Source organism: Bradyrhizobium sp. SZCCT0231 (assembly GCF_018130245.1).
Classification (GTDB): domain Bacteria; phylum Pseudomonadota; class Alphaproteobacteria; order Rhizobiales; family Xanthobacteraceae; genus Bradyrhizobium; species Bradyrhizobium japonicum_F.
Genome location: NZ_JAFCKP010000001.1, coordinates 528,382 through 549,602, shown reverse-complemented (window position 1 = coordinate 549,602; position 21,221 = coordinate 528,382). Strand labels below are relative to the sequence as shown.

Below are 21,221 nucleotides of genomic sequence, written 5' to 3'. Positions count from 1 at the left end.
CCCGCCGGGCCGTTGTAAAGCAGGGCATGACTGAGAAGAAGGCCTCGCTCGACAACAAATCCCTCGCCCGCGACCTGCGCGCCGGCAGTCGCGCGGCCCTCGCCCGGGCCATCACGCTGGTGGAGAGCCGGCGCGCCGACCACCAGGCGCTGGCGCGGGAGCTGGTGCAGATGCTGCTGCCGGACACCGGCAAGGCATATCGCGTCGGCATCACCGGCTCGCCCGGCGTCGGCAAATCCACCACGATCGATGCGCTCGGGACCTATCTGATCGAGCAGGGCCACAAGGTCGCGGTGCTCGCGGTCGATCCGTCGTCGGCGCGCAGCGGCGGCTCGATCCTCGGCGACAAGACGCGGATGGCGCGGCTGGCGGCCTCGGACGATGCCTTCATTCGTCCCTCGCCCTCCTCAGGCACGCTCGGCGGCGTGGCCGCGAAAACCCGCGAGGCGATGCTGCTGTGCGAGGCCGCCGGCTTCGGCGTCGTGCTAGTCGAGACCGTCGGCATCGGCCAGTCCGAGACCGCCGTCTGCGACATGACCGACTTCTTCCTCGCCCTGATGCTGCCGGGAGGCGGCGACGAGCTGCAGGGCATCAAGAAGGGCCTGGTCGAGCTCGCCGACATGATCGCGATCAACAAGGCCGACGGAGACAATCTCAAGCGCGCCAAGATCACCGCGGCCGACTATCGCGGCGCGCTGCATATCCTCAGCCCCCGGTCCGAGCATTGGCATCCGCCGGTCGAGACCTATTCGGCGCTGACCGGCGACGGCATCGCAAAGATCTGGCAGAAGGTTCTGGATCACCGCAAGGCGATGAACGCATCAGGCGATTTCGCCGCGCGGCGGCGTGAGCAGCAGGTGAAGTGGATGTGGTCGATGCTGGAGCAGCGCATGCTGGCGCGGCTGCGCAGCGAGGCCTCGGTGCGGACCAAGGTTCGCAAGATCGAGGCCGAGGTTGCCGCTGGCCATCTCACTCCGGCGCTTGCCGCCGAGCAGATCCTGGAGTTGCTGCAATGAGCGACAAGCTCCGCCTTCTCCTCACCGGCTTCGGACCGTTTCCCGGCGCGCCCTATAACCCGACCCAGCCGCTGGTGGCGCGGCTGGCGCAATTGCGCCGGCCCGCGCTCGACGATGTCGAGCTATCGAGCCACATCTTTCCGGTCACCTATGCCGCAGTCGACCGCCAATTGCCTGACGTGCTCGCAGCGCAAAAACCCGACGCGCTCCTGATGTTCGGCCTCGCCGCCCGCACGCCTTACCTGCGCATCGAGACCCGGGCGCGCAACGCCGTCACCATGCTCTGGCCCGATGCCGCCAACACCCGCTCCAGCAAGCGCGGCATCGCCGGCCATGCGGACGCGATGATGTTCGGTCCGCACACCGCAAGGCTGCTGCGCGCCGCGCGCCTCACCGGCATCGACGCGCGCGCCTCGCGCGATGCCGGCGCCTATCTCTGCAATTACCTGAGCTGGCGTGCGATCGAGAACGTGAGGGCCGGCGGGCCGCGGCTCGCGGCGTTCATTCACATCCCGCTGCTTGCGCGCAGCGGCGCCGTGCGCCGCAAGGGCGCGCCGCGCATCACGCTGGAGGAGCTGGTGGATGCGGGGGAAGCGATGTTGATGGAGATGGTGCAGTTGGCGCGGAAGCGGCGCGCTTCGTAGGGTGGGCAAAGGCGCACTTGCGCCGTGCCCACCATCTTGTTCCGACCTGCGTTACAATGGTGGGCACGCTTGCGCTTTGCCCACCCTACAACACCTCGCTTTGCGTAAACATTTAACCCTACCGCGAACAATCCTCACGGTCCTCGCCGCGCTGCGCTACCTAATCGGCGCGGACCTCCCGCGTCCGCCGGAGGACGCATCATGGACCTCAATCGCCGTCATCTCATCGGGGCCTCGACCGCAGGCATTGCCGGTGCGCTGGCCATGCCGGCCGACGCCGCGCGCGCCGCGCCGCTGACGTCGCTGCTCGGCCGCGATGCCACCCAATACGGCGTGCGGCCCGGCAGCAGCGAGGATCAGACGCGCGCGTTGCAGCGTGCCATCGACGAGGCTGCGCGGGCGCAAATGCCGCTGGCGCTGCCACCCGGAATTTACCGCAGCGGATTGCTGCGCCTGTCGAACGGTACGCAACTGATTGGCGTGCGCGGTGCGACCAAGCTCGTCTTCACCGGCGGGGCCTCGGCGATCCAGAGCGACGGCTCCGATGCGATCGGCCTCACCGGTATCACCTTCGACGGCGGCAACATTCCCTTGCCGACACGGCGCGGACTGATCCATGTCCTCGGTGGGCGCGACGTCCGCATCACCGATTGTGCGATCACGGGCTCCGGCGGCAGCGGCATCTGGCTCGAGCAGGTCGCCGGCGAGATCTCCGGTAATATCTTCACCAGCATCGCGGTGACGGCCGTGGTCTCGTTCGACGCCAGGGGCCTCAGCGTTTCCCGCAACACGATTGTCGGAACCAATGACAACGGCATCGAGATCCTGCGCACCGCGATCGGCGATGACGGCACGCTGGTCGCCGACAACCGCATCGAGGACATCAAGGCCGGCCCCGGCGGCTCCGGCCAGTACGGCAATGCCATCAACGCTTTTCGCGCCGGCAACGTGATCGTGCGCGGCAATCGCATCAAGAATTGCGATTACTCGGCCGTGCGCGGCAATTCGGCCTCCAACATCCAGATCAGCGGCAACAGCGTCAGCGACGTGCGCGAGGTCGCGCTCTATTCCGAGTTCGCGTTCGAGGCTGCCGTGATCGCCAACAACACGGTGGATGGCGCAGCCGTCGGCGTCTCCGTCTGCAATTTCAACGAGGGCGGCCGCATCGCGGTGGTCCAGGGCAACATCATCCGCAACCTGATCCCGAAGCGGCCGATCGGCACCGCGCCGGACGACGATGCCGGCGTCGGCATCTACATCGAGGCTGATACCTCGGTGACCGGCAACGTGATCGAGAACGCACCGTCCTACGGCATCGTCGCCGGCTGGGGCAGATATCTGCGCGACGTTGCAATCACGGGGAACGTGATCCGCAAGGCGCTGGCCGGCGTCGGCGTCTCCGTGGTGCCGGGCGCCGGCACCGCGCTCGTCAACAACAACATGATCTCCGAAACGCCACGAGGCGCCGTGGTCGGGCTCGACCACGCGCGGGCGGTGACGTCTGATCTGTCGGCGGACGGGGCGCAACGTTTCGCGCAGGTGATGGTCGGCGGGAATGCGGTGCGACGTTAGAACGCGTTCCGCAGCAGCGGGTACTTCGCTTCCAGGCCGTCGAGGCTGAAGGTGAATTCGACGACGCGCTCGGGGGCGGCGACGATTTCCTCGGCGGGCGGGGCGAACTGTGGCAGGAGCGCCGCCATCGCTGCAGGCGCGGCCTTCGGCGGCTTCGCGGCAGGCACCGGCGGCCTCACTTCCGGCGCGGTGAATGGCGTGGTTGCAGCCGGCTCCGCGACCGGCGATCTCACCTCAGGTGGGGTGAACGGTACCTTCGCAGCGGGAGCCTTGAGCGGCGGCATCTCGGCGGGCGCGACGAACGACGGCCTCGCTACGGGCATGGCAAGCGGCGCGATCGGGGCTTCGGCGATCTCCGCGAGCACGTCCGGCTTCGGATCGAGCCTCACCGGCATGACGGTCTCGGGAGCGATGTGAACAGCCTTGGGCTGCACGGTCTGTGCCTGCTGCTCGCGCGGCGCCATGCGGGGCATCGTCGCCGGCGACCAACCGAATACGGGCGTCACGCTCGCAGCCGCCTCGGCGACATCCCCGCCGGTTGCAAGCGCGCGCCAAGTCTGGACGGCACGCTTGGCTTCCTGAATGTTTTCGAGGAATGCGATCTCGGAATGATAGCGGCGCCAGCGGCCGGTCTCGAACATCTCGGAGAGATGTTGCAGGCGCTGCTCGGCGAGAGCGCACCAGCGCGCCGCGATGTGGCGGTTGCCAGCCGCGTCGCGAACAAACCCTTGGCGATGTGTCATGACCAGCCCGTCAGGAGAGAATACGGACGCGGGGACGCAACGCACACGAATCAATTTAGACGCGACATGAATATTTTGTGGAAAAGTTTTGACTTGTCCAGCAACGACACGGCATTCGTCATCAAACACCGTAGTCGCGCGGTGATTTTCTGTGTTTTCGAGTCAAGCTTCGCACAAGCATAACGGACTTGCGGCGCGTTGCGCGGGCGACGGCGCCCAGCGCCGCGGCGCTCTTCAACCGTAAGCTGAGCGAATGCGACGCTTCAAAAAATCGGACGCCTAGAGCTTCGGTTCTGATTGAATCACAACCGAAGCTCTAGATTCTTGTTTTGACGCGTTTTCTTCGCGCGAACCGGCATCCACTTCGCTCAAAAACGCTCTGAAAAGAAAAGACCCGTCCGGGGGGACAACCGGACGGGTCGAGCCATATGGGCGCTTGGGGTGGATGGGCGCTCGCGCCTAATATGACTGATGGGGAGGGATGACCGCTCCCACATCAGTTGGTCGTGGCAGCTGGCTGAACGTTCAATGCGGGGTTGGCTTTTTTGACCTCGGCGGCGCGCGCATCTTTGTCGCAGCCGCTATCGCGTCGCCGGCCTATCCGCCTGAGAAATCGTGGATTTATCGTCCGTACTCGACAGCGAGGGTTGTTCGATCGCGCGGCTGCCCGGCTCATCGCGACGCTTGGTGGCATCTTCACGTTTTGTTGTACCGGACGCCGCCGCCATCGGGGTCGCGCTGTCGGCGGGAACAGCCATCACCGCGGCAAACGCATCGGTCTGACCATCGCCGAAGAGCTCGTCGCGCCCGGGCGAGCCGAGGTCGCGCGCGGTCTTCGTCAGCGTCGTTCGCAGCGCTTCCGGCTTCAGGGCATGGTTGCGCTCGAGCAGCAGCGCCGCGACGCCGGAGACGTAGGCGGCCGAGAACGAGGTGCCCGACGTCATCTGGTACTTGCCGTCCGGCGCCGGCAGGAAGATATCGACGCCGGGCGCTGCGATCGCGATGTAATTGCCGCGGTTGGAGGCGGAGAACAGCTTGTCCTGCTGATCCGTCGCGCTGACCGCGATGACGTTCGGATTGGCGGCCGGATAAAGCGGCGGCGATTTCGGGCCGGCGTTGCCGGCGGCGGCGATCAGCACGAGCCCGCGCGCGGCGGTCGCCGCGATGGCGCGCTCGATCACCGCGTCCTTCGGGCCGGCAAAGCTCATATTGACGATCTGCGCGCCGTGCTCGGCGGCATAATTCAGCGAGCGCAGGATGATGTAGGACGAGCTCTCGGCGCCGCCATTGGCGCCGCCGAAGGCCCGGATCGCGATGATGCGGGCCTCTGGCGCGCTGCCCATGAGCCGGGCATGGGCCACGATCGCGCCGGCGATGCCGGTACCGTGGATGTGCGGTCCCTCGGTGCTGCCGAGCGCGTCGAAACTGTCGGCGACGGAATTGGCAAGCTCGGGATGCCTGGCGTCGATGCCGGAATCGATCACAGCGATCGTGACGTTGGCGCCATGTGCCAGCGTATGCGCCTGCGGCAGGCGGAGCTTCGTCAGCGCATATTGCGCAGGATCGCCTTCGGTCGTCCGCGACGGCCTCTGATCCTGGAGCACGTAGCGGAAGTTCGGCTGGAGCGAGCGCACGCTGCCGTCGGCCGCGAATTCGCGCCGCACGGTCTCATAGGGCCGGCCGTCGGTGATGCGGAACAGGCCGAAGGTGGCTCCGATCAGCGGGAAATTTTCCGAGGATATGCGCCTCAAGCCGTGCCGGCGTGCCAGTTCGTCGGCCTCGGCCGGCGACAGCGCAGCGTCGATCTCGGCGACGAACTCGCCTGCGAAGCTGGTCGAGGTCACCGCGGCCGGCGCGTTGCTGCCGCGCCCCTTGGCGGCGGTTTTCTTGCCCGATTTTCCGGTCCCCTCGCCGCCTGCACTCGGCTGGCCCGTGCATTCGCCGTCGGCGCCGCGATAGGGCGCGGTGCAGGCCGGATAGAGGTTCGGCGAATAGCGCGCGTAGGGCAGCATCGGCACCGTCGGCCTTACGCGCGACGTCGTGACGTGGGGAATGGTCGCCATGGTCCGTGGGCCGCGGTCGACGCTGACCGCGCGCGCAGCGACGTTGGGACTGACCCGCGGGGTGATGTTCGGAGCGATGGTCGGCGTTCGCGAGGGCACGCTGATCGTAGGCGTACGCATGATCGCCTGCGCCTGCGCAACCTCGGCGCCGAAACAGGAGGCAACCAGAAGCGCGGCCCCGACCGATGAAGCGTAGGCCCCGGTACGCACCCTGCTCTCGGATTTGCCCGTCATCGGCTCAGCGGCGCGCCTAGGGCGCCGCGACGGCGAGGTTGACGAACTTCTCGCGCTGCATCCTGCCGAGCAGCGAGGCGAGCTCGTCCTGGCTCATCGCCCGCTCGAACTGGAGGCGGAACATCCCGCCCTTGGCGTCGCCGATGATCGAAGCCTGGTAGCTGTCGAGCAGCGCGGTGATGTCGGCGACGCGCGCCTCGGGCGTGAACCGCACCAGCGCGCGCGCCGGCGCGGCCGTGCTACCGAGTTCGCGTGTGATCGGCGCGCTGGTCGAGAGCGAAGCCGTCTGGAAGGTCGCCGGCTGGTTTTTCATCAGCACGGCCCCGATGATCCCGGCCTGCAGCACGAGCGCGACGGCGCCGAGGCTTGCGGACCACGCCAGCGTGCGCGGCGACAAGCTCGCGAAGAAGGTCGAGATGCGCGCCGACAGCGGCAGCGAGCCGCTCGCCCGGGCCGGCTCGGCGTCGATCGCGGCGAACAGCTTCTGCATCGCGCGCGCCGACGGCGCGCCCAGGCTCTCGTTCAGATGGATGGTCTCTTCGTACTCGCCGCGGATCGCGGCATATTGCCTGGCAAGCTCGGGATCGCGCGCCAGCGCTTCCTCGACACGGCGCGCATCGCGCGCGTTCAGCGTGCCGGCAGCGTGCCACGGCAGCAGCAGTTCAATTTCACTGGGCTCTTGCTCCAGCATCTTCTTGCTCAAAGCCATCATGGCCAGCCTCGCTCAACGCCGGCTGCCTTCAGCAGTTCGGCCAATTTCTTGCGCGCATAGAACAAGCGCGTCTTCACAGTGTTCTCCGGGATCCCGATGATCTCGGCCGCCTCTTCCACGGACTTCTCGTGGTAGTAGACGAGATCGACGATCTCCCGGTGTTCCGGCGAGAGGCCCGTCAGACACTCCCGCAACGCCACACTGGTATCCTTCTTCTGCACCACCGTTTCCGGATCGTCGGACGTATCCTCGATCGCGTTGGCAGCTTCTTCGTCCAGCTCGAAATCCCTCCTGCGCCGAAGCGCAGACAGGGCCTTGAATCGGGTGATTGCCAGCAGCCAGGTGGAAACGGCGGATCGGCCCTCGAACTTGCCGGCTTGACGCCAGACGTCGAGGAACACCTCGCTGATGAGGTCTTCCGCCGCCTGCTCGTCCCGCACGAGCCTCAGTCCGAACCTGTAAACCCTGACATGGTGCCGCCCGTACAGCACCTGCATGGCGAGCCGGTCACCTTGAGCGATCCTGGCGATCAGGATCTCGTCCGAAGCCGCCTGTGTCACGCTCAATGGCCGTCTCGCAAAGTTGGTCGGGTCGATGCGGTGGACGGTTCGACGGGGGGTGCAAAATTCTTCAATTTACCGCAGTCATACGCGGACCTGTGTGAGCTACCCCACATACAGGCACTTTTCTTGTCCCACCCGCGGCGGTCTGCGGCGTCAGTCCAGATCGGTAACATAATACTGAGATATTCCCTGCGGAATGCCTGTCCGGCACAGGTGGTGGCCCGGCGAAGTCCGGTTCCATAGCAGCCCTGCACCATGTTTGTCGCGCCAAGCCCTGCTTTGGCTCGACCGCATCGCACACGATATGTGATCGCCGGTAAAATTCTCGCGCTGGCCGATCACCTTGTTCCGTGCTGCACGGTTCGGATTCGATTTCAAGGATACCAAACCTAAAGGCTTGCCACGTAGATTTTTGTGCTGATCATCCACCATTGGCAGGACCATGAGCACGGCCGCGACGTCCTTCCCCGAGAGGAATGCCGCAGAGGTCGCGGATCTCGTCCTCGCGCCCGAGACGACGGCTCCCGAAGTCAGGGCACGCCGGGCCCGGCAGCGCCGCCAGATGTATATCGGCCAGGTCGCGAGCTACTCGCTGGGCACCTCGGTCCTGCTGCTCTACGCCCATGACGGCACGATCTCCATGGGCGTTCCGTCGCTGTTCTGGCTCGGCGGCCTCCTGATCATCGGGACGTTCACGGTGCTGTCGGAAGCCGGTTTCGGCGACCGGTTCGAGGATCATTACCTCACCGTCTATCAGATCTCGGCGCATATGGCGCTGCAACTGGCATTCCTGCTCGCGGTGCCGACGGTCGGGGTCGCGTTCCTCGCCGTGTTGTTTCTGATCTTCGCGTTCGGCACGCTGCGCATGACGTCGCGCCAGGCAATGCTCACCTGGGGCCTTGCCACCTGTGGGCTCGCCCTGGTTTTCCTCGGATCGGACCTGCCGATCGGACTGCCGGTCGCGACCCGGCTGCAGCGAACCGCCTCGATGCTCTGCTTCGTGCTGGTGATCGGCCAGTGCGCGTTCCTCGGCCTATTCGGCGCCACCCTGCGCAAGATCCTGTACCGGCGCAGCATCGAACTGAAGGCCGCCTATCGGCGCATCGAGGAACTGGCCGAGCTCGACGAGCTCACCGGCTCCTACAACCGCCGCTGCATCATGCGGCTTCTAGACGCCGAGGTCGAAAAGTCGCGGCAGGCATCCACACCTTGCGCGATCGCGCTTATCGATCTCGACTGGTTCAAGCGCATCAACGACGCACACGGCCATCCCATTGGCGATGAGGTGCTGCGCACCTTCGCGATCACCATTTTCGCCAACATCCGGCCGACCGACAGTTTCGGCCGCTACGGCGGCGAGGAATTCCTGCTGCTGCTGCCCGACACGTCGGGCGACGTCGCGCTCCGCATGCTCGAGCGCTTGCGCGGCATCGTCGCCGATCTCGACTGGAGCGCATTCTCTCCGGGCATGCGGGTGACCATTTCCGCCGGCGTCGTGACGCTGCGCGACGCTGATACTGCCGACACGTCTCTCGCGCGCGCCGACAGCGCGCTCTATTCCGCCAAGGCGCAAGGGCGCAACTGCATTGCAACGAGCTGACCAATCCATTCTCCTCCGACGGCAGAAGCCGCCGCCGGGCCGAACGCTCCAGGACAGGGCAATGAATTCCAAATCCGCAAGACCATCCGAAAACCTGCTCGAGGAACTGCAGGCTGCCCTCTCGCACGGCACCGTTGCGCGCCGGGTCGAGACGCTGCGCCGAGTCACTGATCTCTTCGTGGGCAACGCAGTCGACTATTCCGACGACCACATCCGCGTGTTCGACGACGTGTTCCAGTGCCTGATCGAGCAGATCGAGACGTCGGCCAGGGCGCTGCTCGCCGAGCGCCTCGCGCCGATCGCGGCTGCGCCGCCGAAGATCATCCGCACGCTCGCGCTCGACGAGGTGATCGAGGTCTCCGGCCCGGTTCTATCGAAATCGGAACGGCTGGACGAGGCCACCCTGATCGAGATCGCGCGCACGCGGGGCCAGGCGCATCTGAAGGCGATCTCGCTGCGGCGGGTTCTGTCGGAAGCCCTGACAGACGTGCTGGTGACACGCGGCAACGAGGACATCGTGCAATCGACCGTCAGCAATCCCGGCGCTCGGCTCTCCGAGCAAAGTCTCGCCGACCTCGTCACGCGCGCCGAACGCGACGACCACCTCGCCACCTGCATCGGCTTGCGGCCCGACCTGCCGCGCCATCATTACCTGAAGCTGGTTGCGAAGGCGTCCTTGACCGTGCGCCGGAAGCTGGAGGCCGCGCATCCGGATCTCGCGGACGAGGTGTCGAGCGTGGTGCAGCAGGCGGCCCAGCGGGTCCGCGCCGCCGCCATGACCAGGCAGACCGAGATGGCGCGCGCACTGGTGAAGTCGCTGCACGAGGACGGCCGCCTCAACGAATTCCAGGTCACCACTTTCGCCGAGCAGGGCAAGTTCGATGAGACCAATGCGGGCCTTGCGGCGCTCGCCGGCGTCGCGGTCGAGACCGCCGAGACCATGATGATCGAGAGCCGCACAGAAGGCGTGATGATCCTTGCCAAGGTCGCGGGGATGCAATGGTCGAGCGTGCGCGCGATCATCACCATGCGCGAGAAGCTCTCCGGCAGGTCGCAGACCGACATGCTGGCGCTGCGCGACGCCTACGAGGCCCTGCGCTCATCGACGGCGCAGCAGGTGCTGCGCTTCCACCGCATGCAGAACGCGACGCCGACGGCCTAGAGCGCGATGAGATTGGGATGAATGGTCATCGCGCTTTAGGTTTCTATTTGAGCATGATCTTTTCGGAAAACCGCTTCACACTTTTCCGGATCATGCGCTAATACCGCAAGACCCTCGATCCAACCGCCGCGCCGATCGCGGTCACCACCGCGGTCGCGAGCGTGTACCAGGTCGCGACGAACAGCGGGGAATCGTCGGTGCAGTGCGAGGCATAGAGCGTCGCAGCAAGCCCGGCCGACACCAGGCCCGCGAACGCTCCGGCAAGCGCAGGGTTGGACGGCGCGCCATGGCGGAGGCCGAACAGTGCCCCTGCGAGCAGCGGCAGGGACATCGCGGGGATCGCTATCAGGCAAGTCCTGGAGTTCTTGCCCATCAGCCGCATCGTCACCGGCATGGCCGGCGCCATCATCGCCTCGCTGCCGATCGCAACCGCAAGCAGGCCTACGGGGAGCAGCAGCAGCCAGCCCCAGCCGCGCAGCAGGGCTTCAGGGCGCGACAGATGCAGGCTGACGATGATCGCGGGGATCGCAAGCGACAGCGTCACCGCGAACTTCATATCGAAGAATGGATTGCGCATGGCGCTCATCACGTCGGCGCGCACGCCGAGGAATGTCGCAAAGATCAGGATCGACAGGGGCGCAGCCACCAGCAGCGCCATGGTCAGCACGGCGCCGACGCGTGGCGCGCGGTGCGCGTTGTCAGCGGCGAGCGAGCGAATGAGTTGATCGGTGTCCATGACTAGTGGTCCCGCAGTTTGGCCGTCAGCGCCGCAAGTCCGCGATGCAGCGCGACCCGCACCGCACCCTCGCTCATCGAGAACTTTGCCGCCGTATCCTTGATCGAGGCGGCCTCGACCGCGATCGATTGCAGCACGTCGCGCTGACGCTGCGGCAGGGTGCCCAGTTGGGCGGCGACCTCGCCAGCCGAAGCGGTCTCCTGCGGCGCCTCACCCGGCAGCGTCTCGGCGAAATCGTCGATGTTGACGAACACGCGCTTGCCGCGCCGGCGGAGCGCGTCGATCAGCTTGTTGCGGCCGATCGCAAACAGCCAGGGCGCGAAGGCGGCTTCGCTGTCCCAGGTGTGCCGCTTCAGATGCACCGCCAACAGAATCTCCTGCACGATATCCTCGGCCTGGTCGGGAGGCTGACCTGCCCGCGCCAAGCCGCGCCTCGCGGCGGCGCGCAGCACCGGCGTGACTGCCTTCAACAAGCGATGATACGCTGCGTCATCGCCAGCCATGGCCGACCGCATCAGGCCGGTCCATTCGTCCTCACGTCCGCGCACCCGCGCCCCTCACCATGCAATTCGGCCGCTCTTTCAATTTGTTACGCGGGGCCGGCCATATCACGAATTTGTGATCGAGGCCCAGGCCTCGCGACCGGCGCGGCCGCAAACATCGGCGACGGCTCATAACACCGATCGGCGCGTCCCGCATCGGGCGGCCGGCCGCGGGGGGACGGTTTGCCCCGTTTTTGCCGGGTGTAGCCCGAAGATTCCCATTTTCTGCCCCGCTGTCGTCACGCCCCAGGGTCTCTGTTCGCTGCCGGGACGGGCGGAATTGGGGAGATCGTCAACATGATGAAAACCAGCGCGCGCGCGGCCCTGATCGTCTTGGCCGGGCTTTTCTTGCTGTTCGGGGGCGTTGCACAGGCGGCGCCGAGTTCGGCCGCGAGCAGTAAAGCGGACAGCGCAGACAAGCAGGCCGACACGGCCAAGCACCGGCGCCACGACGCGCGCCGCACCGGCAGCAGCAAGACGACGCAGAAATCCGACGACAAGGCCGACAAGAAGGACGCCGCGGCCAAGACCGACGCCGCCAAGGCCGACGCGGCCAAGAACGACAAAACCGACAGTCAGGTACCGGCGTCGAGCCAGATGCCGCCGGAGGTCGCCAACGCCAATGCGCAGCTCGCCGCCGATACGCCGACTGCCGCTGCCGCCTCCGCGATGACGAACCGCGCCAACGACAATGTGCACGCAGCAGCCGATAATGCCAACACAGCCCCCCCCGAGAGCCAGGTCGTCGCGCCCGATCAGCTCAACGACATCGATCGCGCCGTGCAGGAGAACCCGCCGGCGCAGAAGGCGGTGATTGCCGCAACCGAGGCACAGCCACGGCCGGCGCCGGTGATGGCAAGCAGCCAGCAGAGCTCGGCCTGGGACCAGAGCTCCCTGATCGGCAAGATCTTCATCGGCGTCGGCACGCTGCTGACGCTGGCATCCGCCGCGCGGATGTTCATGGCGTGATTGCTGGCCGATTGGCGGCCTGGGGACTGGCCTGGCAGACCTTATCCGGAACGCGCCTTTCGTCGCGTTCCGGCGGGCCTGTAGCCCCTTGAAGCCCACCGCGCCAGCGGGCACATTGCCCGCTCAATCAAAAGCGTGGGTGGAGCATGAGCACGTTCGAACACATCATCGTCGAAAGCATCGATGCGGTCGGCATCATCAAGCTGAACCGGCCGAAAATGCTCAACGCGCTCTCGTTCGGCGTCTTCCGCGAGATCGCCGCGGCGGTCGACGATCTCGAGGCCGACGACGCCATCGGCTGCATCGTCGTGACCGGCAGCGAGAAGGCCTTTGCCGCCGGCGCCGACATCAAGGAGATGCAGCCCAAGGGCTTCATCGACATGTTCTCCGAGGATTTTGCCGCGATCGGCGGCGACCGCATCGCGCGTTGCCGCAAGCCGACGATCGCCGCGGTCGCGGGTTACGCGCTCGGCGGCGGCTGCGAGCTCGCCATGATGTGCGATTTCATCATCGCCGCCGACACCGCAAAGTTCGGCCAGCCCGAGATCACGCTCGGCACCATTCCCGGCATCGGCGGTACCCAGCGCCTGACCCGCGCGATCGGCAAGTCCAAGGCGATGGATCTCTGCCTCACCGGCCGGATGATGGACGCAGCCGAAGCCGAGCGCTCGGGCCTCGTCAGCCGCATCGTACCCGCCGACAAGCTGATGGACGAAGTGATGGCGGCGGCCGAGAAGATCGCCGCCATGTCGCGCCCTGCGGCCGCGATGGCCAAGGAAGCGGTGAACCGCGCCTTCGAGACCACGCTTGCCGAGGGCATGAGCGTCGAGCGCAACCTGTTCCACTCGACCTTCGCGCTGGAGGACCGCTCCGAGGGCATGGCCGCGTTCATCGAGAAGCGCAAGCCGGTGAACAAGAACCGGTAGGGCGCAAACCGGTCAGGCTGGTGTAAGGCCCCGACGCTTTCCCTCAGAAATCCTGTGACGCACCTGCAACAAGCACGGAATACATGGGAGTTTTCCCCGCGGCAGTTTGCCTGCGGGACCTCGGCTGGCTAAACAGTTAAGAGGCCATCGTCAGCGGGGGCGGACAGCCGGGGTTAAGCGGGAACATATGATTGGGCGTACCGCCAGAGCTGGTCGCGGGGTGACGCGGCGTCGATCGGGCGTGGGTCCCGTGTTAGCGACATGGACCACGCTGGCGCTCTCGTGCGCCCTGCCCTCCGCCGCCTGGGCCGAAGCTCTGCCGGAGGCGCTGGCCAAGGCCTACCAGACCAATCCGCAGCTCAATGCCGAGCGCGCGCGCCAGCGCGCGACCGACGAGAACGTGCCGCAGGCGCTCGCCGGCTACCGGCCGCAGATCGTGGCGAGCCTCAGCGCCGGCCTGCAATCGGTCCGCAATCTGTTGCCCGACAACACCATCCAGACCGGCAATCTGAAGCCCTGGATCATCGGCGTCACCGTGACGCAGACCCTGTTCAACGGCTTCCGCACAGCTAACAGCGTGCGGGCCGCCGAACTCCAAGTGCAGTCGGGCCGCGAGGCGCTGCGCAATGTCGGCCAGGGCGTGCTGCTCGATGCGGTCACCGCCTACACCAACGTGCTCGCCAACCAGTCGCTGGTGGAGGCGCAGCGCTCCAACGTCGCCTTCCTGCGCGAGACGCTCGCCGTCACCCAGCGCCGCCTCAATGCCGGCGATGTCACGCCGACCGACACCGCGCAGGCCGAGGCCCGTCTCAACCGCGGCCTTGCCGATCTCAACGCGGCCGAGGTCGCGCTCGCCGTCAGCCAGGCCACCTATGCGCAAGTGATCGGCAATGCGCCGTCGCAGCTCAAGCCCGCCGAGATCGTCGACCGCTATCTGCCGAAGAGCCGCGAGGACGCCATGACGATGGCGATCCGCCAGCATCCGGCGGTGATGGCAGCCAGCTTCGACGTCGACGTCGCCTCCACCAACATCCGCATCGCCGAAGGCACGCTGCTGCCGAGCGCCAGCATCCAGGGCAGCGCCAGCAAAAGCCGCAACAACGACCCGACGCTCGGCACCCTCGCCGAGGACCAGGCTTCGATCGTCGCCAATGTCACAGCGCCGATCTATGACGGCGGCCAGGCCGCGGCGCAGACCCGGCAGGCCAAGGAGATCACGGCGCAGAGCCGGCTCGTGCTCGACCAGGTGCGCAACCAGGCGCGTACGGCGGCGGTCAGCGCCTGGGTTGCCAATGAAGGCGCCAAGATCACGGTCTCGGCCTCGGAGTCCGAGGTGAAGGCGGCGACTGTCGCGCTGCAGGGCGTGCAGCGCGAGGCCGCCGGCGGACAGCGCACGACCGTGGACGTCTTGAACTCGCAAGCCGATCTGATCCAGGCCAAGGCTCGCCTGATCGGCGCGCTGCGTGATCGCGTCATTGCCTCCTACACGCTGCTCAGCGCCATCGGCCATCTCGACGTCAAGACGCTGAGCCTGAACACGCCCGACTATCTGCCCGAGGTGCATTACCACCAGGTCCGCGACGCCTGGCACGGCCTGCGCACGCCGTCGGGGCAGTAGAGGTCGGCGGCGGCGCGTATCCGCAGCCAGTCCTCGCAGCCGCCCGTTCGTGCGATCGAGACCTCAAGCTCCCTGCATACTGGCGACGAGCAGAGTCACGAGAGGTACTTACGAAGAACGCCTGCGGCCTCCGCCGGAGGGAGGCTCGTGATCTCGCGGTACAGAGCTATTGCAACGTCGCAGTAGCGCGTGTAGTCCGCGGCACCGATCGATTTTCCGTTCAACAATTCGAGGTCTTTGACCGTATATCCCCTCAGATCGAGGCCTGCCCGGATCTTCTCCCAAGACCGATCGTTACCGACGGGATCAGGGCGCTTTCGCGCCGACAGAATAATTCGTGCGTTCAATTCCAACTCACGCTCTGCCAGGTGCGGCGGAATCAGTTTGACGAGATTTTGATCCGGCTGTCCCGATGCATATCTGTAACAGGCGGCGCCGTCCTGCGCTCCAATTGCGGTGTACTGCTCGATGACGAGCTTTCCAAAATCGATCAGAACAGAATCATCCGCCAAGGGCAGCAGCTTGCTTATGATCTCGGCCACCTTGGCGCGAACTTGATCGGTCAGTTCGCCTTGTGCAATTCCTGTCGACGTACCGCGCGTGACGATCTCCAGCATCTCGTCGTACGCTTGCGGCTGGGCCTGCTTCAGCGCTCTATACATTGACGCAGAATTCTGAAGCGCCTTGTCCAAATCGTGTCGCGTGAACCTTCCTCCGCCGCCGCGCGCATATTCATCACCGCTTGACACTCTGGTCACGACTCCGGCCGACAACAATTCAGCGCCTGACGGGATCCACATGTCCTCGTGCCGCGTGAGCAACGCGCGCTCTATGAAAGGACCGCTTATTCCGGCTGCCCTATAGATCGAACGCTCGGCACCATCGTCAAAGCTGTCACTGCCTGCAAACGCTGCGCGATGAAAACCCAGTTGAGCGCCCTTTTTCATGACCCTTTGACGGCCGGCGACAAACACCAGCGTGCAGGCGGACATGCAGTTGGCCTCGACATAAGTGTCCAGGCCCCTGCTTCTGATGATGGCACTCAGCTTCTCACCTTCGCCAATTCGGCCGCCGTTGCTGTCCAGGTGAACGGTCCGCACGCCGGGTGATGCATTTAGTATCTTCTCGAAATCGGTCGAGAGACCAAACTTGATGCCGCCGGAAATTTCGATCTCCGAGCCGTTGTTCAGAAGCCTGATCGAATAGGACGGTATCCGCGGATCATCCATGAACGCGATACTCGTTGCCTCGGCGATCTGCGGGATCGCGATTTTGACGACGGCGACGACGGTCTGCACCGCCCCGAGGCACACCATGATTTGAGCAGCCCAGGCCCACGCCGCGCGCTTCCCCATCGCCGCACGCTCGGCCTTGCGACGTTGAGCGGACCGCCAAACGCCAACGAATTGCCAGATGCAAAGGGAGGCGATGAACGACCAAAGCAAGACATAGAACAGGAAGATGCCGGTTGGATTGTATGTCCCCCGACTGAAGGCACCCACCAGACCGATGATGACGGCGACAACAAGATTGCTGCAGATACCGACGACCCAATACGAAAAGCCAAGCGAAAATTCGCCTCTCCAGTGTTTCGCTAGGATGTTTTGCCGCAACTGTGACTGTGGGGCTTGGTCGACGCTCTCCCGTTCGACCGGGTCGGGTGAGCCGGCGCCGATTGCGACCATGGCCTCTTCGATCGTCTTCCAACCAACGAAGCCGTCCCGCCAAACCCTGACGAGGCTTGGATCGGACTGACGCTGAATGCGAACGCCCAGCTCGTCCCAGTCCATTGGGCCGTACTGGCTTCCATCACCATCGCAAAGATACCAATCGCCCATTTCGCCCCCGAAGACTGACTATATTTGAGACCGCCCCGACATTGCAACTTTCCCGTGTAGAACCTTTCGATATTGCGGGTTGCTGCCTTGCATACGACTCACTTGCAGTGGCTTCACGATTGATGTGTTGTTGGCTCAGAACCATTCGAAACAACGAAGCAGGGAAAGAAACCATGCTCAGCCGACGCGGCGTCCTGTTCGCCTCCCTTGCCGCCGGAGTAACCATGACCAGAAAAGCCCATGCCCGCGCGGCGCAGCCTGCGACGCCGATCAATTTCGAGGTCCCGGCGCATGCCTGCGACTGCCACACTCACATTCATGGCGATGTCGAGAAGTTTCCGTTCTTCGCGGGGCGCGTCTATACGCCGGAGCCGGCGAGCCCGGAAGAAATGGCGGCGCTGCACAAGGCGATGCATATCGAGCGCGTGGTGATCGTGACGCCGAGCGTCTACGGCACCGACAATTCCTCCACGCTGTTCGGCATGAAGGCGCGCGGCGCGACCGCGCGCGGTGTCGCGGTGATCGACGACAAGACGCCGGAGAGCGCGCTCGATGCGATGCATCAGGACGGCTTCCGCGGCATCCGCCTCAATCTGGCGACCGGCGGCGTCAATGATCCCAATGTCGGCCGGCCGCGCTTCACCGCCGCGGTCGAACGCATGAAGGCGCGCGGCTGGCACGTGCAGCTCTACACCACGCTGGCCATGATCTCCGCGATCAAGGACTTGGTCGAGACAGCGCCGGTGCCTGTCGTGTTCGACCATTTCGGCGGCCTCGAGGCTTCGCTCGGGCTGGAGCAGCCGGGCTTCTCCGATCTCGTCGCGCTCGTCAAATCCGGCAAGGCCTATGTGAAGATCTCCGGCGCCTATCGCTCGTCGAAGCTCGCGCCCGACTATCAGGACATGGTGCCCTATGCCCGCGCGCTGATTGCCGCAAATGCCGACCGCATCGTCTGGGGCACCGACTGGCCGCATCCGGATTCGAGCCGCGTCGAGGGACGAAAAGCCACCGACCTCGCGCCGCTCTATCAGATCGACGACGGCCGCCTGCTCAACCAGCTTCCGGTGTGGGCACCGGATGCGGAGGTGCGCAAGAAGATCCTGGTCGACAATCCGGCGCGGCTCTACGGGTTCTGACGGTCAGCGCGCGCGGCGGGAGAAGAAGGAGATCAGCACCGGCAAGGTCACCAGGATCACGACCGGCGCCAGCATCATGCCGGTAACGACGACGACCGCGAGCGGCTTCTGCACCTGTGAGCCGATGCCTTCGGACAGCGCCGCCGGCAGCAGGCCGACGCCCGCGACCACGCAGGTCATCAGCACGGGCCGGAGCTGCAGCTCGCCGGTGCGCACCACCGCGCTCATGCGGTCCATGCCCTCTTCGATGAGCTGGTTGAACTGCGACAGGATGATGATGCCGTCCATCACGGCGATGCCGAACAGCGCGATGAAGCCGATCGCCGCGGAGACGCTGAATGCCGTGCCTGATATCAACAGGCCCAGCACGCCGCCGAAGATCGCCATCGGGATCACGCTCATTGCGAGCAGCGTGTCCGCCATCGAGCCGAAATTGAACCAGAGCAGCACGCCGATCAGTGCCAGCGAGATCGGCACCACGATCGACAGGCGGCGGATCGCGTCCTGGAGATTGCCGAACTCGCCGACCCATTCCATGTGCGAGCCCGGCGGCAGCTGCACCTCCTCCGCGATCTTGTCCTGAGCCTCACGGATTGCGCTGCCGAGATCGCGTTCGCGCACCGAGAACTTGATCGGCAGATAGCGCTCCTGCTGCTCGCGATAGATGTAGGCCGCGCCCGAGACGAGGCTGATGGTGGCGACCTCGCTCAAGGGAATCTGCGTGACCGTGCCGTTCGGCCCGGGCGCGCCGATCCGCAAATTCTGGATCGCCTCGGCACTGCGGCGGTATTCCGGCGCGAGGCGGACAATGATCGGGAAGTGGCGGTCGCTCCCGGGCTCATAAAGGTCGCCGGCGGTGTCGCCGCCGATCGCGACCTTGATGGTGGCGTTGATGTCTCCCGGCGCAAGGCCGTAGCGCGCGGCCTTGGCGCGATCGATGTCGATCTGAACGGTCGGCTGCCCAAGCGAGGTGAACACCGCAAGGTCGGTGACGCCCTGCACCGTGGCCAGCACCGACTTGATCTTGTTGGCGGTGTCGGTGAGCGCCTGGAGGTCGCTGCCGAACAGCTTGATCGAGTTCTCGCCCTTCACGCCGGAAACGGCTTCGGAGACGTTGTCCTGGAGATATTGCGAGAAGTTGAACTCGACGCCGGGGAAGCGATCGTCCAGCTGCTTGAGCAGCTGCGCGGTCAGCTCTTCCTTGTCGCGGGTGCCGGGCCACTGGCTCACGGGCTTCAGCGGCGCGAAGAACTCGGCGTTGAAGAAGCCGGCGGCGTCGGTGCCGTCGTCGGGACGGCCGTGCTGCGACACGACGGACTCGACCTCGGGCCGGGCGCGGATCACCTTGCGCATCTCGTTGACGTAGCTGTTGCCTTCCTGGAGCGAGATGGTCGGCGGCAGCGTGGCGCGGATCCAGAGATTGCCCTCCTCCAGCTTCGGCAGGAATTCGAGGCCGAGCAGCCGGCTGAGCGCCACCGTCATCAGCACGAGGCCGACGGCGCCGCCGAGGACTATATTGCGATTGGCGACCGCCCAATGCAGCACCGGCGAGTACAACCGGTGCAGGATCAGCATCACCCTGGTCTCCGTTTCCTCGACATGCGCAGGCAGGATGATCGCGGACAGCGCCGGCGTGACGGTGAACGTCGCAAGGAGACCGCCGGCGAGCGCATAGGCATAGGTGCGGGCCATCGGCCCAAAGATATTGCCCTCGACCCCGGACAGCGTGAACAGCGGCAGGAAGGCCGCGATGATGATCGCCGCGGCGAAGAAGATCGAACGCGAGACGTCGGCGGCCGCGCTGAGGATGGCATGGCTCTTCATGCCGAACAGCGTCTCGTTCGACATATGCTCGGATTCCGACATCGGCGTCGTCTGCGTCAGGCGCCGGAAGATCGCCTCCACCATGATCACGGTGGCATCGACGATCAGGCCGAAATCGATCGCGCCGACCGACAAGAGGTTTGCCGATTCCCCGCGCAGCACCAGGATGATGACGGCGAAGAACAGCGCGAACGGAATGGTGGCGCCGACGATCAGCGCGCTGCGGAGATCGCCGAGGAAGATCCACTGCAACAGCACGATCAGCAAGATGCCGATCACCATGTTGTGCAGCACGGTGTGGGTGGTGAGCTCGATCAGGTCGCCGCGGTCGTAGATGCGCTCGATGCGCACGCCGGGCGGCAGGATGCTGGAGTTGTTGATCTGCTGGACGAGCTGGTGGACGCGCTTGATGGTCGGCGAGCTCTGCTCGCCACGGCGCATCAGCACGATGCCCTGCACGATGTCGTCGGAATCATCGAGACCGGCGATGCCGAGACGCGGCTTCTGACCGATCGTGACGGTTGCGACGTCCTTGACCAGCACCGGGTTGCCGCCGGTCTGCGCCACCATGGTGTTGGCGAGGTCGTCGATCGAGCGGATCAGGCCGACGCCGCGCACCACGGCCGATTGCTGCCCGATATCGACGGTGTTGCCGCCGACATTGACGTTGGAATTGCTCACCGCCTGGAGCAGTTGCGGCAGCGTCAGGCCGTTGGCGACCAGCTTGTTGAAGTCGACCTGGAGCTCGTAGGTCTTGCTCTTGCCGCCCCATCCGGTGACGTCGATGACGCCGGGCACGGCGCGGAAGCGGCGCTGCAGAATCCAGTCCTGGATGGTCTTGAGGTCGAGCACGCTGTAATTGGGCGGGCCGACCAGGCGATAGCGGAAGATTTCACCGATCGGGCTGAGCGGCGAGATCTGCGGCTGCACGTTGCCCGGCAGCGGCGCCAGCTGCGCTAGACGGTTCAAGACCTGCTGCAACGCCTCGTCATAAGTGTAGGCGAAGGAGAACTGCAGCTTGACGTCGGAGAGGCCGTAGAGCGAGATGGTGCGGATGGTCGTGAGGTTCTTCAGACCTGCGACCTGGGTCTCGATCGGGATCGTGATGTAGCGCTCGATCTCCTCGGCCGACAGGCCCGGGCTTTGCGTCACGATGTCGACCATCGGCGGGGTCGGGTCGGGATAGGCCTCGATGTTGAGCTGGTTGAACGCGATCAGGCCGCCGATCAGCACGGCGACGAACATGCCGACCATCAGGAAGCGCCGGTTGACGGCAAGGGCGACGAGACGATCCATTCAGGTCTTCAATTTCTTGGGTCGTCG

18 protein-coding genes are annotated in these 21,221 nt (G+C 65.4%); 9 read left to right on the top strand and 9 right to left on the bottom strand.

Features of this window, described 5'->3' with window-relative positions:
• The first annotated feature begins 26 nt into the window (after positions 1 to 26).
• The 3 genes from meaB (at position 27) to JQ566_RS02455 (ending at position 3,232) form a co-directional block, all read left to right on the top strand.
• Positions 27 to 1,016: a methylmalonyl Co-A mutase-associated GTPase MeaB gene (meaB, locus tag JQ566_RS02465; RefSeq protein ID WP_212369366.1), complete on the top strand. Its 990-nt coding sequence runs from the start codon at positions 27 to 29 to the stop codon at positions 1,014 to 1,016.
• A complete protein-coding gene (locus JQ566_RS02460; protein WP_212369363.1) occupies positions 1,013 to 1,660 on the top strand; it encodes a pyroglutamyl-peptidase I in 648 nt (215 codons plus the stop codon). The genes meaB and JQ566_RS02460 overlap by 4 nt, the downstream gene beginning before the upstream one ends.
• 201 nt (positions 1,661 to 1,861) lie before the next feature.
• Entirely contained in the window at positions 1,862 to 3,232 is a 1,371-nt protein-coding gene (locus JQ566_RS02455) for a TIGR03808 family TAT-translocated repetitive protein (RefSeq protein WP_212369361.1), read from the top strand.
• Here the strand turns inward: JQ566_RS02455 and JQ566_RS02450 are convergent.
• The 5 genes from JQ566_RS02450 to JQ566_RS02430 all read right to left on the bottom strand — a co-directional run bounded on the left by JQ566_RS02450 (position 3,229) and on the right by JQ566_RS02430 (position 7,997).
• On the bottom strand, positions 3,229 to 3,975 hold the full coding sequence (locus tag JQ566_RS02450; protein ID WP_212369358.1) for a TIGR03809 family protein: 747 nt from the start codon (positions 3,973 to 3,975) through the stop codon (positions 3,229 to 3,231). The genes JQ566_RS02455 and JQ566_RS02450 overlap by 4 nt on opposite strands.
• Before the next feature lie 581 nt (positions 3,976 to 4,556).
• The gene (locus JQ566_RS02445) at positions 4,557 to 6,272 is read right to left on the bottom strand and encodes a S8 family serine peptidase (RefSeq protein ID WP_212369356.1); all 1,716 of its coding nucleotides are present in this window, start codon (positions 6,270 to 6,272) and stop codon (positions 4,557 to 4,559) included.
• A 16-nt stretch (positions 6,273 to 6,288) separates the two neighbouring features.
• Positions 6,289 to 6,984, bottom strand: a complete 696-nt coding sequence (locus JQ566_RS02440; RefSeq protein ID WP_212369352.1) for a hypothetical protein — start codon at positions 6,982 to 6,984, stop codon at positions 6,289 to 6,291.
• Positions 6,981 to 7,550 carry a sigma-70 family RNA polymerase sigma factor gene (locus JQ566_RS02435; RefSeq protein ID WP_212369350.1) on the bottom strand — a complete coding sequence of 190 codons (570 nt, stop codon included), beginning with the start codon at positions 7,548 to 7,550 and terminating at the stop codon, positions 6,981 to 6,983. Before JQ566_RS02435 ends, JQ566_RS02440 begins: the two co-directional genes overlap by 4 nt.
• 150 nt (positions 7,551 to 7,700) lie before the next feature.
• Positions 7,701 to 7,997, bottom strand: a complete 297-nt coding sequence (locus tag JQ566_RS02430) for a hypothetical protein (RefSeq protein ID WP_212369347.1) — start codon at positions 7,995 to 7,997, stop codon at positions 7,701 to 7,703.
• On the opposite strand from JQ566_RS02430, the gene JQ566_RS02425 reads away from it, so the two are divergent.
• Together JQ566_RS02425 and JQ566_RS02420 are read left to right on the top strand one after the other, a co-directional pair.
• Positions 7,990 to 9,147, top strand: a complete 1,158-nt coding sequence (locus JQ566_RS02425) for a GGDEF domain-containing protein (RefSeq protein ID WP_212369344.1) — start codon at positions 7,990 to 7,992, stop codon at positions 9,145 to 9,147. The genes JQ566_RS02430 and JQ566_RS02425 overlap by 8 nt on opposite strands.
• 61 nt (positions 9,148 to 9,208) lie before the next feature.
• On the top strand, positions 9,209 to 10,309 hold the full coding sequence (locus JQ566_RS02420) for a DUF2336 domain-containing protein (protein WP_212369327.1): 1,101 nt from the start codon (positions 9,209 to 9,211) through the stop codon (positions 10,307 to 10,309).
• 97 nt (positions 10,310 to 10,406) lie between these two features.
• Here JQ566_RS02420 and JQ566_RS02415 read toward each other — a convergent pair whose 3' ends face one another.
• Complete coding sequence (locus JQ566_RS02415; protein WP_212369324.1) at positions 10,407 to 11,045, bottom strand: NrsF family protein; 639 nt, start codon at positions 11,043 to 11,045, stop codon at positions 10,407 to 10,409.
• Between the two features lie 2 nt (positions 11,046 to 11,047).
• The gene (locus JQ566_RS02410; protein WP_212369322.1) at positions 11,048 to 11,593 is read right to left on the bottom strand and encodes a sigma-70 family RNA polymerase sigma factor; all 546 of its coding nucleotides are present in this window, start codon (positions 11,591 to 11,593) and stop codon (positions 11,048 to 11,050) included.
• Between the two features lie 291 nt (positions 11,594 to 11,884).
• On the opposite strand from JQ566_RS02410, the gene JQ566_RS02405 reads away from it, so the two are divergent.
• From JQ566_RS02405 to JQ566_RS02395, 3 genes are all read left to right on the top strand, one after another.
• Positions 11,885 to 12,556: a hypothetical protein gene (locus tag JQ566_RS02405; protein WP_212369319.1), complete on the top strand. Its 672-nt coding sequence runs from the start codon at positions 11,885 to 11,887 to the stop codon at positions 12,554 to 12,556.
• A gap of 146 nt (positions 12,557 to 12,702) precedes the next feature.
• Complete coding sequence (locus JQ566_RS02400; protein WP_212369316.1) at positions 12,703 to 13,482, top strand: enoyl-CoA hydratase; 780 nt, start codon at positions 12,703 to 12,705, stop codon at positions 13,480 to 13,482.
• 187 nt (positions 13,483 to 13,669) lie between these two features.
• On the top strand, positions 13,670 to 15,100 hold the full coding sequence (locus JQ566_RS02395; RefSeq protein WP_212369313.1) for a TolC family outer membrane protein: 1,431 nt from the start codon (positions 13,670 to 13,672) through the stop codon (positions 15,098 to 15,100).
• 95 nt (positions 15,101 to 15,195) lie between these two features.
• On the opposite strand, the gene JQ566_RS02390 is transcribed toward JQ566_RS02395, so the two are convergent.
• Positions 15,196 to 16,890: a COG3904 family protein gene (locus tag JQ566_RS02390; RefSeq protein ID WP_212369296.1), complete on the bottom strand. Its 1,695-nt coding sequence runs from the start codon at positions 16,888 to 16,890 to the stop codon at positions 15,196 to 15,198.
• Between the two features lie 221 nt (positions 16,891 to 17,111).
• On the opposite strand from JQ566_RS02390, the gene JQ566_RS02385 reads away from it, so the two are divergent.
• Entirely contained in the window at positions 17,112 to 18,074 is a 963-nt protein-coding gene (locus JQ566_RS02385) for an amidohydrolase family protein (protein WP_212369292.1), read from the top strand.
• 3 nt (positions 18,075 to 18,077) lie between these two features.
• Here the strand turns inward: JQ566_RS02385 and JQ566_RS02380 are convergent, their stop codons facing one another.
• Complete coding sequence (locus JQ566_RS02380; RefSeq protein ID WP_212369289.1) at positions 18,078 to 21,194, bottom strand: efflux RND transporter permease subunit; 3,117 nt, start codon at positions 21,192 to 21,194, stop codon at positions 18,078 to 18,080.
• Positions 21,195 to 21,221 lie beyond the last annotated feature (27 nt).